A 12962-nucleotide genomic window follows, 5' to 3' on the forward strand; every position below is an offset into this window, starting at 1 on the left:
AAACGTACCAAATCTCTTGTAGCCCGGATTAGCGCCAGCGTAATCCGGGACTGTATTCAAGATGGCCTCTTATTTCTGCGCTACTGCCAGACCTTTCAGGATCGTCAGTGCGGCATATAACTGATAGTCCTCATGCAGCAGGGCATCGTTTTCCTTGTCCATTTTTTCCTGGCTGGCCTGACTGGCAGCATCCCCTTTGTTAGCCAGATGGCCATTCAAATCAGCTTCGCTAAAGTCCATGGCATCAGGTTTTCCAGTGTTTTTGGGTACGTCAATTTCTTCAATTATGATGTCAGGTGTGATTCCCTTAGCCTGAATTGACGTGCCTGATGGCGTGTAGTAAAGAGCCGTGGTCAGTTTAATGGCGCGCTTGTCGTCCAGCGGCAATACCGTTTGCACCGAGCCTTTACCAAAGCTGCGTGTGCCTACAATAATAGCGCGCTTGTTGTCTTTTAACGCACCGGCGACAATCTCAGACGCAGAAGCGGAACCATTGTTGATGATAACTACCAGGGGGGCTTTGTCGAGCATGTCGCCGGGATTGGCCAGTGCCGTGAATTTCGAGCCCGGCAGGCGTCCCTGGGTGTAAACGATCATCTCTTCCTTGCCTTTGTTATCGGTATCGAGAAACGCGTCAGATACCTGAATGGCCGAGTCCAGCAGGCCGCCCGGATTGTTGCGCAAGTCGAGAATCATGCCTTTCAAATGACCACCAGCCTGTTGCTTTAATTGGGCAATGGCCTTTTCCATATCCTGTGGCGTTGTCGCCTGGAACTGGGTTAAGCGAATGTAACCGTAGCCGTTATCCAGCAGTTTGCTTTTAACGCTTTTGATTAATATTTTTTCCCGCACCAGAGAGAAAACCAGGGGCTTGCTTTCACCTTTGCGCAGGACAGTCAGATCGATAGTGGAACCTTCCTTGCCGCGCATCAGATCCACCGCATCTTTCAGACTGAGACCTTCCACGGATTTTTTATCAAATTTGATGATGTAGTCACCGCTTTTGATTCCGGCCTTAAACGCCGGCGTATCCACTAATGGCGTAACCACCTTGACAACGCCTTCCTCCATGGTGACTTCAAGACCCAGTCCGCCAAATTCGCCACTGGTGGAGGTCTGCAGATCCTTATAGTCCTCCTCATTCAAATAGCTTGAATGGGGATCCAGGCCTGTCAACATGCCGCGTATGGCGTTGTCGAAAAGCTCTTTATCGTCGGTGGGCTTAACATAATATTTTTTGATCTGATTCAACGCATTGGAAAATCGCTGCACGTCTTCCAGGGGAATGCGCTGATTTGCTTCAGTAGACGCTGATGTTGACGCTGCGGCTGCCGCAAACAGATGCGGAGGCAACACCAGTGCCGTTGTTAAAATCGATGCCATAGCTCCAGAATAAAGGCGTTGTTTCCACATGGTTTCTCTCCCAAGGATAGTGTGGCACGCAAGAGGCGGCTACCTTCCAGTGTTAATTATTATTAAGCAATATAAATGCCAAACAGAATGCTTTTTTTACAACAAAAAAAACTTCAATCCCTGTCTGCAGGGTAGACCGTCGCTGATTAAAAATGTGTCCCCGGGAGCTGCTTTATTTGTTCGTTGATACGCACTCAGGATATCCAGTCTAACGGTGGAACAGCTTTGCCACGTTGTCTCACTTCAAAGTATAGACCGTTTTTCTGAATTCCACCGCTGTGTCCTACAGCCGCAATCTGTTCGCCCTGCATGACCATGCTGCCTTTGTGTCTGTACAGTGACTGGTTGCGGGCATAGAGGGTCATGAAGCCCTGGCCATGATCAATGATTATCAGCAGACCATAGCCATTCAGCCAGTCGCTGAATACAATTTTTCCTGGATAAACGGCATGAACCGGCGTTCCTTCCCCGGCAAAAAATGTTAATCCCTGGCCGGTTTTTTCCATTGAGCTGCCTGCCTCGCGTATCGGTTTAGGCAATTTGTGATGCATTTGTACAAACGGCTGTTTGACTTGTTTGATTTCACTGGCCTGGGCCAGGCTTTTCAGAAGACGGGCCAGATTTTCCTTATTGCGCTGTGCTTCGCTCAGGCTGTGTTCACGGCTCTGAATGTCGTTGTTCAGAGATTGAATAACCGCCGTGTGATATTCTTTGTTTTTTTCCAGCAATTGCTGACTGGCCGCTAACTGCTCAGCCATAATCTGCTGTTCGGCAATGTCCTTTTTTAAATCGCGCTGACTCTGAGTGAGCTGGACTTTCGTTCTGGCAATATCATCTATTGCCTGCTGGCGGGAACGCACCAGGTATTGGTGGAAGGTCAGCAAACGACTGAGGGAATGAGGATCGTCCTGGTTTATGATCCATTTGAGAGACTGATACTCGCCCATTTTATAACGCACACGGATATGCCGTGCCAGTAAATCCTGTTGCGTGCGCAACTGGCTGTTCAGTTCTGTAACGCTTTGTTCCAGAGCATTGATTTTTTGTTGCCTGACACGCATGTCATTCTGTATGCTGCGCAGCTTTTTGATTCCTGTGCCTATTTTACGCTCGGTTTCTGCCAGTTCCTTGTTGAGCAGGCCACGTTTGTCATGGGCATTGGACAAGGTCTGCCGCAGCTGGCTGATCTGGTTGTCCAGCTCCCGGATTTTATTTTTCGCAGAAAGCATGGACGCGCTGTCAGCTGCCGAGACGGCATAACAGACAAGCAGGATGAGGCACCCGCATAATGACAGCTTCAGACCCTGTGCTTTATTTTGAATTGGCATGCGTTCTTACCAGAAGAGAGTGACCTGTCATCTCGGCAGGCTGCTGTATATTCAATAATGCTAATAAAGTCGGCGCCACGTCAATAAGACTGCCCTCGCTTTGATTAAAGTGCCAGCCCTGTCCCACGAATAACAGCGGGACTGGTTGGCAGGTATGCGCCGTGTGTGCCTGATGTGTTTCATCATCAAACATGGATTCGGCGTTGCCATGATCCGCTGTGATTAACAAAGCACCGCCTGATACGCGCAAGGCAGCGGCAATGTCGTGCAGGCAGCGATCCAGGCACTCAATGGCCTGTACGGTTGCGGAAAAATTGCCCGTATGGCCAACCATGTCGGCGTTGGCAAAGTTACAGATAATGACGTCGTATGCCTGATCCTCAATGGCCTTGATCAGTTCGCGCGTCAGTTCCGGTGCACTCATTTCCGGGCGCAAATCGTAGGTTGCTACTCTGGGTGACGGGACTAAAATGCGCTTTTCCTGTTCAAACACCTGCTCCGATCCGCCATTAAAGAAAAACGTGACGTGAGCGTATTTTTCGGTTTCGGCAATCCGTAACTGGCGCAGACCATGGCGGGCGATGATCTCGCCGAAGGTCTTGTGTAGTGTCATGGGTGGGAACACGCACTCGGTAGCCAGATTATCAGCGTACTTTGTCATGCTGATGAAATGAGACAGATGGGAGTAATGCGGGCGGGGGAAGGACTCGAAATCCGGCTGGATGAATGCCTGAGTCAGCTGACGTGCCCGGTCTGAGCGAAAATTGAAAAAAAACAGGGCATCGCCATCCTGCATGGGCTGTGCCTCGCCAATCAGAATCGGTGGAATAAATTCATCGTAAAGCTGATTCTGATAGCAGGCCTCTACGGCTTCGGCTGCAGATCCATACTGCTGAGCGGCCTTGCCCTCACTGATCAATTGGTATACCGGTTCGATTCGCTCCCACCGCTTATCACGGTCCATGGCATAATAACGGCCACAAATACTGTTAATGCGTGCAACAGGATGACTTTTGAGGCAGTTTTCAAGTTTTTCGATGCTGTTAAGAGCGCTTTGCGGCGGGCAATCACGACCGTCCAGAAACACGTGCAGACAGAGATTATGAACATTTTGCTGATGACACAAGGCCAGAAACGCAAACAGATGCTCTTCATGACTGTGTACCCCTCCCGGCGAGAGCAAGCCGGCGACGTGCAGTGTCCTGTTATTTTTTTTGAGCTCATCCAGGCAGGAAATCAGCAGGGGATTAGTGTTAAATTCTCCTGATGCCATGGCCTGGTTAATGCGGGTAAAATCCTGGGGAATGATGCGGCCAGCACCAATGTGCATGTGCCCGACTTCGGAGTTGCCCATCTGGCTGTGCGGCAGGCCGACGTTTTCACCAGACGCATTCAGCAGCATGTGCTCCTGTGTCTGCCACCACTCGTCCCACTGCGGTGTTTTGGCAGCTGCAATGGCATTGTATTTCGATTGATCATCATAGCCCCAGCCATCGAGGATAACGAGAACCAGCGGGGACGGACGTGCATAATGATTGGCGTTCAGCATAAGTCAGTGTATTTTCTATTGAAAACAAGACTGGAATTATAGCCAGACATTGATGCGGAAGATACAGCTATTGTAATGCCTGGCTTAAAGATCGTGCCCGCATGGCCAGATTCTTCTCTGTATTCGCAATGGTTTAAGGCCGTTCATGCTCTGGCCTGCACCAAATTCTGGATCCCGTCAGTCAAAGCAGTTAGACTATGCGCCACGAATTATTGCTGGATGAATTGGCTTGAACGAAAAAATACCTCGACATGTCGCTATTGTAATGGATGGCAATGGACGATGGGCAGAAGGCCGCGGCTTACCTCGCTTTGAAGGTCACAAAGCCGGGCTTGAAACAGTTAAGACGATTGTACGATGCTGCATTGAAAAAAATGTGCCTGTGCTCAGTCTGTTCGCATTCAGCAGTGAAAACTGGGGTCGGCCAGAGGCCGAAGTTGAGTTTCTCATGCAGCTTTTCATGCAGGCTCTGGCGCAGGAACTGCCTGAACTGCAGAAAAATGGCGTGGCGCTGCGCTTTGTTGGCTGCCGGGCCGCTCTGTCGGTGGGACTGCAGCAGGAAATGGAACAGGCCGAGCGTCAGACATCTGCAAACAAGGCCCTGCTGCTGAATGTGGTGATCAACTACGGCGGACGCTGGGACATTACCCAGGCAGTAAAGGCTCTGACCAGGCAGGTCGCTGCCGGTCATTTATCCAGCGACGACATAGATGAATCTCTGCTGGCCAATTACCTGGGTACACATGGCCTGCCCGATCCGGATTTGTTTATCCGCACGGGTGGCGAGCAGCGCATCAGTAATTTTTTTCTATGGCAGCTGGCGTATACCGAATTATATTTTACGCCCGTCTTCTGGCCCGACTTTAATGAAAATGAGTTTGATAAGGCCATTGCAAGCTTTGGCGAACGAGAGCGGCGCTTTGGTAAGGTTTCTGGACAGCTGACGGAGAACAAATATGTTTAAACAACGCCTGTTAACCACGCTGATTCTGGTGCCTCTGGTTTTAGCCGCGCTTTATTATACCACCTATACTATCTTTGCTGTGGCAGCCCTGGTACTGGTTGCCGCATGCAGTCTGGAATGGCTGCAGTTGATTCCGGCGCCGGGCAGCTCCCGGATCCTCTTTTTGCTGGTTATGACGCTTGCGTGCTATGCAATCGGCCTGATCTGGATGCCATGGCTGATGGCGGGCATGATTCTGTGGCTGATCATTCTGTTTCTGCTGCTGCAGTTTCCTTGCTCGCAGACAGTCTGGGGGCGGCCCTGGACCGTTGCTCTGTTCGCTGTCGTTCTGTTGCCTGTGTTCGGTCAGAGCCTCATGCATATCTTTTTACTCCCACATGGGCGCGCCTTGATTGTTTACCTCTTGTGTCTGGTCTGGGCCGCTGACATCGGTGCGTATCTTGCCGGCAAACTGTGGGGTCGCCACAAACTGATTCCGGCGGTCAGCCCCGGCAAAACCATTGAAGGCGTCAGCGGTGGGCTGTTACTGTCTTTCCTGGTGACGGTAGCTGGCTATTATTGTCTGCAACCGGCATCGGCATTGAACTGGTTTATTATGTCCATGGCCACAGCCCTGATCTCTCTGCCAGGAGATTTGTTTATCAGCATGCTGAAACGCCGGGTAAGTATTAAGGATACGGGGCATATCTTCCCCGGACACGGTGGTGTACTTGATCGCCTGGACAGCCTGATTGCCGCTGCTCCCATGTTTTATTTTGTCGGGTATGTTCTCATGAGTGCCTGAGTTTTCATTTGATATACGCTGGAGCATTATGCTGCTGACAATGGTTTACTTTATTATTGCACTGTTAGTTCTGGTGCTTATCCATGAGTACGGTCATTTCATTGTGGCCAGACTGTGTGGCGTCAGGGTACTGCGCTTTTCGTTCGGTTTCGGAAAGGTTCTGGCACGATGGACAGACAGGCGGGGAACGGAATTTGTCTGGTCGCTCGTTCCCTTAGGCGGCTATGTTAAAATGCTGGATGAAAGTGAGGAGGAGGTTCCGGAAGGGGAGCGTCATCTGGCTTTTAACAACAAACCCTTGCTTTCCCGCATAGCCATCGTTATTGCCGGACCAATGTTTAATTTTCTCTTTGCCTTTGCCGCACTCTGGCTTGTCCTGGTGATGGGCATCTATTCACTCGCGCCCATGATTGACGGCGTGGCCGAGGGCAGCCCGGCTGCCATGGCCGGATTACAGCCCTCTCAGGAAATCATCTCATTAAACAATAAACCCATTCGCAGCTGGCGTGATTTTCAATATGCCATGATGCCCTGGGCGGGCAGCGATCAATCGCTGACGCTTCGGGTCAAATCGATGAAAAACGGAAAAGAGAAGACAGTGATACTGCCTTTGTCCAGCTGGACTCTCGACCCCAAAAAGCCGGATGTGCTGACAAGCCTCGGGATTCGTCCTTTCATTCCAACTGTTCCTCCCATCATCGGTGGTTTCCTGCCGGATGCGCCAGCCATGAAAGCCGGCCTCAAAACCCTTGATCGAATTGAAAGCGTGAATGGCAAGACCGTGACGGACTGGATGGATCTGGTGGACTTCGTGCGGCCACGACCCGACACACCGCTCTCACTGACTGTTCTGCGTGATGGGCAGCACCTGACACTGACACTGTTGACGGGCACTAAGGTTCAGGACGGACAGAAAACAGGTTACCTGGGACTGATGCCACAAAAGGTGGACTGGCCAAAAACATGGCTGCGTTATGAACATGAAAATCCATTGCGCGCAATAACGACCGCATTCAGGCAAACCGTTGAGTTGACTGGAGCTACCTTTGCGCTTCTGGGGCGTTTTGTCAGCGGGAAACTGGCCCTGGAAAATATCAGCGGGCCCGTTGGTATTGCACAGGGTGCCGGTGATTCCGGGCGCAGCGGCCTGTCGTCCTATCTGTCCTTCCTGGCCCTGGTCAGTATCAGCCTTGGCGTATTAAATCTGCTGCCCATACCAATGCTGGATGGTGGCCATCTGCTTTTTTATTTAATAGAGTTCGTGCGCCGGAAACCCTTGTCGGATACAGCAAAATCCATGGGTCTTTACCTTGGACTGGGGTTTCTAGTGGCATTGATGGTTCTGGCTTTCAGCAACGATCTGTCGCGGCTGATGAGTTAAAAACGAAGCTTTCTTGACAGAAGAGGGCACTTGCTATAAAAGGGTTGCAAACCGGAAAAGATGGTTTGATGCGTGGCATCAATTCAATTATTACCAGGGTCTGTTGATAGGTAAGCTGCGACATGACGTGTCGAGAGACTCTAAAATGCTGGACGTAAAACAATAATGAAAAAAGTCAGTAAAAAGGTGGTGTTAGGTGTTTGTTGTTCCACGTTGTTGGCCTGGTCTGTGCAGGTTGCTGCGGCCAATGGTTTTGTTGTTGGAGCAATTAAGGTAACCGGTTTACAGCGCGTAAGCGTTGGTACGGTTCTTAATTACCTTCCTGTGCAGGTGGGCGAAGAGATTGGGCCATCTGATACAGGTGAAATCATCCGTGCCTTATACGAAACCGGCTTTTTTCAGTCCGTTTCACTGGAGCGTCAGGGCAATACGCTGATTGTCAACGTGATTGAGCGCGCCACCATCGGTTCAATCAATGTTGTTGGGAACAAGGAAATTCCCTCAGACAAAATGAAAGAACTGTTAAAACAAATGGGTCTGGTCAAAGGGCAGGTGTTCCAGCGCGCTTCGCTCGAACGTCTGGAAAAGGAACTGAGGCAGGCCTATAACGCACGTGGTAAATATAATTCCCGAATAGAATCTCAGGTATCGCCCCTGACAGAAAACCGTGTCGCTATTACGGTAACCGTGTCAGAAGGCCGTGTGTCGCGTATCAGAGAAATCAAATTCATTGGTAACCACGATTTTAGCAACAGCGAATTACAGTCGCAGATGTCCTTATCCACCAGCAATATTTTTACGTATTTCACCAAGAAGGATCAGTACTCCAAAGGAGCCATGGACGCATCAATGGAAGCCGTGCGCTCCTTTTATCTGGATCGCGGCTATCTGAAATTCAGGGTGATCTCGTCGCAGGTCATGCTGTCACCAGACAAAAAAGATGTGTTTATCAATATTCATATTGAGGAAGGTCCACAATATAAATTCTCAGGTTTTGCCGTCGCCGGCAATACGATCATACCCAAAGAAAAAATCGATGCCTTGATTCTGGTTAAAAAGGGTGAGGTCTTTTCGCGCAAGAAAGTAACGGAAAGCATCTCGGCCATTGGTCTTGCTCTGGGCGATGAGGGCTTTGGATTCCCGGCCATCAACGCAGAACCGCGTCTGGACGAAGAAAACAAGACCGTATTTATTACCTTTATGGTTGATCCTGGCCGCCATGTGTACGTTCGCCGAATCAATTTTCATGGTAATACCAAAACCGGTGACTACGTACTGAGAAATGTCATTCGCCAGGACGAAGGCTCACTGCTGTCGCTGCACAATATTAAAGAGTCTGAGCGTCAGCTGCGTGTTTTGGGCTATTTAAAAAACATCAATGTGAATACCACACCAGTACCGGGAACCAATAACCAGGTCGATCTGGACGTACAGGTTGAAGAGGCACCTTCTGCGGAGGCCAGCGCGTCTCTGGGGTATGGTACCAACGGCCCACAGGTCAACGCCGCATTCAATCAGCGCAACTTTATGGGATCAGGCCGCTCCATTGGTCTTAATTTTAATGCCAGTTACTGGGGTCAGGAATACTCGTTCAACTATTACAATCCGTTTTACACGAAAACCGGCGTGGGACGTGGCGTGAACGTATACTATCAAACCGTTGACCCAACACAGCTGGACGTTGCCTCATATTCAGCAGACCGGGTGGGGATTGATGTCAATTACAACCTGCTGCTAAGCGAAAACAGCAGCTTTCAGTTTGGGTACGGCTACCAAAATCTGCAAATCAAATCCGTCGGTGTGGTGCAGCAGATTCAAAATTTTGTAAACCTGTACGGCACTAATTTTAACGAAATACGTTTAACAACGGGCTGGAACCGTAACAGCTATGATCAGCTGCCTTATCCAACACGGGGAACCAATCAGCAGTTTACTGCATTGGCAGCCTTGCCTGGCACATCGGACTCGCTGTCTTACTACAAGACTTCCTATTCAGCGCGCCTTTATCAGCCTGTCACGCACGGATTTATTTTTTCAGTGCTGGGTAACGTAGCCTATGGTAATGGCTTTGGCGATCAGGGTCTGCCGTTCTTCGAAAACTATTACGCCGGTGGTATCGCACAGCCGGGTGGTCAGGTGCGTGGTTATGGCAGTTACTCTCTGGGTCCACAGGATAACTATGGCAATGCCATGGGTGCGAACTTCCTCGTCAGCGGCAGTGCGGCGCTTATTATGCCGTATCCTCTGAGTCGTGATAACGTGCGCACATCGGCATTTGTTGATGCTGGTAACGTGTTTGCCAGAGGCATTCCGGTTGCGCTGGCTGGTTCCGATTCGGGGCCACTGCGTTATTCTGCCGGTGTTTCTCTGGAATGGCGCTCACCGTTCGGGCCTTTGGCCTTCAGTCTGGCTCAGCCATTAAACAAACAACCTGGGGATGATACCCAGATATTTCAATTTACCTTATCCTCTGCGTTTTAAAGGGGTAGGGGAATTGTTCCCGGGTGGGATTATGAGCGAGCGATTTTAAAACACGGGTCCTGGAGCTGTTATGAAGAAGGTCAGCGAAGCAATCCACGTTCAGAGCGTTGGATTGTCGTTTCTTCGCTGGGCCGGCAGTGCCAGCGTTCCGATTTATTTGTTCGAGAATCGCTCGTTTGTGTCCTTGCTCAGGGAATTATTCAAGACCTGCTTGATTTTGTCGCAAGTAAATTTCAAGTATGTTAGCATCAGTGTCTTTCAATCAGGAGAAGCGTTATGAAACGTATTAGTGGTTTTGTTTTAGCCTTGTTGTTTGGATTTGGATCTTGTGGCGCTTTTGCTGATGGATCAAAAATTGGTGTGGTAGATTTGCAGCGCATCATGCAAACCTCTGCTCAAATGAAATCCATTCAGCAAAAGCTGGAAGGTGAGTTCAAACCCCGTCGTGACAAACTGGTCGCCATGGAAGATGGTTTGAAAAAAGATATGGAAAGATTCAAGCGCGATGCGGCTGTATTAAGCCAGTCACAAAAGAAAGAACTGGAAAAGAAAATCATAGCAACGCAACAGACATTTGAGCGTGAAGGTCAGCAATACCAGCAAGAGCTGAGCACGGCCAATAACGAAGCAATGGAAGAGCTGTATGGCAAAATTCGTAAAGCCATCGCCAAAGTAGCAGCCAATGATAAATTTGACCTGGTTCTGCAAAAAGACGCCGCCCCATTCAGTGATGCAAAATTGGATATTACTGATTTGGTTATGAAACAAATCGACTGATTTGTGTGAGACCGGTTTATACAGCTTCCCGGTTAGCCCATCTTCTGAATGGCGAAGTGCATGGTGACCCAGCACTTTCCATCCAGGGGGTGGCATCACTTTGCCTTTCAGACTCCCGCCAGCTGACTTTTTTCGATAATCCTGATTTTCTGCCTTTGCTCGAAGCCAGCAGGGCTGCTATTGTCTTGCTTCGTCGTGAATACGTTGCTCATTGTCCTGTTACCAGTATTGCTGTTGCCAACCCCAGAGAAAGTTTCTTAAGCGTTGTGGCGCTGTTCGCTTCCTCTTTGACTGAACCAAAACATAAACCGCTTATTCATGACAGCGCAATCATTGCTGAATCGGTTGTGTGCGGTCAGGCGGTTTCTGTTGGAGCCAATACGCACATTGCTGACAATGTCCAGCTTGGAGACCAGGTAACGATAGGGGCCGGCTGCCGAATTGGCGCTGGTGTCCGTATAGGTTCTGGTACAGTATTGGCTGATGGCGTTACGGTGCATGAAGGCACGATAATCGGTCGGAATGTCCGCATGGAAAGTGGGGTTGTGCTGGGCGCTGCGCCATTTAACTGTGTAAAAACACATGGCGTATGGGTGAACGAACCGGCCCTGGGTGGCGTTTTTATCGCCGATGACGTGATACTGGGTGCCAATACGGTCATTGCCAGAGGAACCATCGGAGATACCCTGATAGGCTGTGGTGTTCGTATCGATAACTTGGCTCATATCGCGCATGATGTTACCATTGGTGCGCATACGGCCATAGCAGGTGCTGCCATTATCGGAGCTTTTGTTACCACAGGCGCTCATTGTATTATCGGCGGAGGCAGCTGCCTTGCTGCCAGCGTCAGCCTGGCCGACGACGTTGTGATAACCGGAATGTCTACCGTGGCCCGTTCCATTGGCAAACCGGGTATCTACTCATCCGGCACCTATGTGACGGAGCACAGTCGCTGGCGTCGTAATGCGGCGAGGTTTCGTCGTCTGGATGAGTACGTCAGCCGATTGCTGCGCCAGGGAAGAGACAATAAGGCGAATTGAATTAACAAGAGAGATGTCACATGAGTGAATCCATAGATATTACGAAAATTCTTGATTTATTGCCTCACCGCTATCCATTTATTCTGGTAGACAGGGTGCTGGACTATAAACCATTTGAATATTTGACAGCCATAAAAAATGTTACTATCAACGAGCCATTTTTTATGGGACATTTTCCCGGCAATCCGATTATGCCTGGGGTAATGATGCTGGAGGCATTGGCTCAATCCAGTGCAATTTTGTCTAATTTGTCGCGGCAGCCTTCTGAAGGGCACGAGTTTCTGTATTTTTTTGCAGGAATTGACAACGCAAAATTCAAACAAATCGTCATTCCGGGCGATCAGCTCCGCCTGGAAGTTAAATTAATTGGACGTAAACGCGATTTCTGGCGTTTGCATGGAGAGGTCTTTGTTGGTGAAAAACTGGCCTGCTCCGCCGATTTAATGAGTGCATCAAAGGAAATTAAAAAGTGATAGATGAACGTGCAATGATCCATCCCTCGGCCAGACTCGCCGAAGGGGTAACCGTTGGTCCCGGCACCTATATTGGTGCGGATGTAGAAATTGGTGAAGGCACATGGATCGGCCCACATGTTGTAATTCAGGGACCGACTGTTATCGGCAAAAACAACAAAATCTTTCAATTTGCGTCGGTTGGTGATGAGCCTCAGGACATAACCTATCAGGGCGAGCCCACTCGGCTTGAAATTGGTGACAACAACATCATACGCGAATACTGCATGATCAGCCGAGGCACCGTAAAAGGTGGTGGGCTGACCCGCGTTGGCAATAACAACTTTTTTATGGCTTATGCGCATGTCGGTCATGACTGCATGGTTGGTAACCAGACCATCATGGTGAATTATTCGGCTCTTTCCGGGCACGTGATTCTGTCGGACTACGCCATTGTCGGAGCCTATGCCGCGATACATCAGTTTTGCCTGGTCGGCGCCTATGCGTTTATAGCGCGGGCAACCTATGTCACCAAAGACGTGCTGCCCTACGTCATGATCGCCGGACACACAACGTCTGCCTGTGGTATTAATACAGTTGGTTTACGGCGCCGTGGATTTTCCTCGTCGGCCATTGACCATTTGCGACGGGCCTATAAAATCATATTCCGTAAGGGGTTAACCGTACAGCAGGCGGTGGCTGAGCTGGAACAGATGCAGGCGGACTGTCCTGAAGTCATTCCCATGATCGATGCCCTGAATCAGTCAACACGCGGCATAGTACGGTAATCTGA

12 protein-coding genes are annotated in these 12962 nt (G+C 49.8%); 9 read left to right on the plus strand and 3 right to left on the minus strand.

Annotation, left to right across the window (positions count from 1 at the left end; translation table 11 throughout):
- Nucleotides 1-69: 69 nt before the first annotated feature.
- The 3 genes from ACQUTA_RS00680 to gpmI form a co-directional block, all read right to left on the minus strand.
- Complete coding sequence (locus ACQUTA_RS00680) at nt 70-1413, minus strand: S41 family peptidase (RefSeq protein ID WP_444986222.1); 1344 nt, start codon at nt 1411-1413, stop codon at nt 70-72.
- 194 nt (nt 1414-1607) lie between these two features.
- Nucleotides 1608-2741 (minus strand): murein hydrolase activator EnvC family protein, encoded by a 1134-nt coding sequence (locus tag ACQUTA_RS00685; RefSeq protein WP_444986224.1) that lies wholly within the window; start codon nt 2739-2741, stop codon nt 1608-1610.
- A complete protein-coding gene (gene gpmI / locus ACQUTA_RS00690) occupies nt 2725-4290 on the minus strand; it encodes a 2,3-bisphosphoglycerate-independent phosphoglycerate mutase (RefSeq protein WP_444986226.1) in 1566 nt (521 codons plus the stop codon). The genes ACQUTA_RS00685 and gpmI overlap by 17 nt, the downstream gene beginning before the upstream one ends.
- A 229-nt stretch (nt 4291-4519) precedes the next feature.
- Between gpmI and uppS the strand changes: the two genes are divergently transcribed.
- The 9 genes from uppS to lpxA all read left to right on the plus strand — a co-directional run bounded on the left by uppS (nt 4520) and on the right by lpxA (nt 12957).
- Nucleotides 4520-5254: an undecaprenyl pyrophosphate synthase gene (gene uppS / locus ACQUTA_RS00695; protein ID WP_444986227.1), complete on the plus strand. Its 735-nt coding sequence runs from the start codon at nt 4520-4522 to the stop codon at nt 5252-5254.
- Entirely contained in the window at nt 5247-6038 is a 792-nt protein-coding gene (locus ACQUTA_RS00700; RefSeq protein WP_444986229.1) for a phosphatidate cytidylyltransferase, read from the plus strand. Before uppS ends, ACQUTA_RS00700 begins: the two co-directional genes overlap by 8 nt.
- A 28-nt stretch (nt 6039-6066) precedes the next feature.
- The gene (gene rseP / locus ACQUTA_RS00705; protein WP_444986231.1) at nt 6067-7419 is read left to right on the plus strand and encodes an RIP metalloprotease RseP; all 1353 of its coding nucleotides are present in this window, start codon (nt 6067-6069) and stop codon (nt 7417-7419) included.
- Between the two features lie 165 nt (nt 7420-7584).
- A complete protein-coding gene (gene bamA, locus ACQUTA_RS00710; protein ID WP_444986233.1) occupies nt 7585-9900 on the plus strand; it encodes an outer membrane protein assembly factor BamA in 2316 nt (771 codons plus the stop codon).
- Between the two features lie 70 nt (nt 9901-9970).
- Nucleotides 9971-10180, plus strand: coding sequence for a hypothetical protein (locus ACQUTA_RS00715; protein ID WP_444986234.1), 210 nt, complete (start codon nt 9971-9973; stop codon nt 10178-10180).
- Nucleotides 10177-10677, plus strand: coding sequence for an OmpH/Skp family outer membrane protein (locus tag ACQUTA_RS00720; protein WP_444986236.1), 501 nt, complete (start codon nt 10177-10179; stop codon nt 10675-10677). The genes ACQUTA_RS00715 and ACQUTA_RS00720 overlap by 4 nt, the downstream gene beginning before the upstream one ends.
- 5 nt (nt 10678-10682) lie before the next feature.
- On the plus strand, nt 10683-11717 hold the full coding sequence (gene lpxD, locus ACQUTA_RS00725) for a UDP-3-O-(3-hydroxymyristoyl)glucosamine N-acyltransferase (RefSeq protein ID WP_444986238.1): 1035 nt from the start codon (nt 10683-10685) through the stop codon (nt 11715-11717).
- Nucleotides 11718-11737: 20 nt separating this feature from the next.
- On the plus strand, nt 11738-12190 hold the full coding sequence (gene fabZ, locus ACQUTA_RS00730; RefSeq protein WP_444986239.1) for a 3-hydroxyacyl-ACP dehydratase FabZ: 453 nt from the start codon (nt 11738-11740) through the stop codon (nt 12188-12190).
- On the plus strand, nt 12187-12957 hold the full coding sequence (gene lpxA / locus ACQUTA_RS00735; protein ID WP_444986241.1) for an acyl-ACP--UDP-N-acetylglucosamine O-acyltransferase: 771 nt from the start codon (nt 12187-12189) through the stop codon (nt 12955-12957). The genes fabZ and lpxA overlap by 4 nt, the downstream gene beginning before the upstream one ends.
- Nucleotides 12958-12962 lie beyond the last annotated feature (5 nt).

The sequence above is a fragment of the Legionella navarrensis genome (assembly GCF_052527415.1).

Bases quoted from the DNA above. Each gene is read 5' to 3' on its own strand.
- ACQUTA_RS00680 (WP_444986222.1), bottom strand. From the start codon at position 1,413: ATGTGGAAACAACGCCTTTATTCTGGAGCTATGGCATCGATTTTAACA.
- ACQUTA_RS00685 (WP_444986224.1), bottom strand. From the start codon at position 2,741: ATGCCAATTCAAAATAAAGCACAGGGTCTGAAGCTGTCATTATGCGGG.
- gpmI (WP_444986226.1), bottom strand. From the start codon at position 4,290: ATGCTGAACGCCAATCATTATGCACGTCCGTCCCCGCTGGTTCTCGTT.
- ACQUTA_RS00700 (WP_444986229.1), top strand. From the start codon at position 5,247: ATGTTTAAACAACGCCTGTTAACCACGCTGATTCTGGTGCCTCTGGTT.
- rseP (WP_444986231.1), top strand. From the start codon at position 6,067: ATGCTGCTGACAATGGTTTACTTTATTATTGCACTGTTAGTTCTGGTG.
- bamA (WP_444986233.1), top strand. From the start codon at position 7,585: ATGAAAAAAGTCAGTAAAAAGGTGGTGTTAGGTGTTTGTTGTTCCACG.
- ACQUTA_RS00715 (WP_444986234.1), top strand. From the start codon at position 9,971: ATGAAGAAGGTCAGCGAAGCAATCCACGTTCAGAGCGTTGGATTGTCG.
- ACQUTA_RS00720 (WP_444986236.1), top strand. From the start codon at position 10,177: ATGAAACGTATTAGTGGTTTTGTTTTAGCCTTGTTGTTTGGATTTGGA.
- fabZ (WP_444986239.1), top strand. From the start codon at position 11,738: ATGAGTGAATCCATAGATATTACGAAAATTCTTGATTTATTGCCTCAC.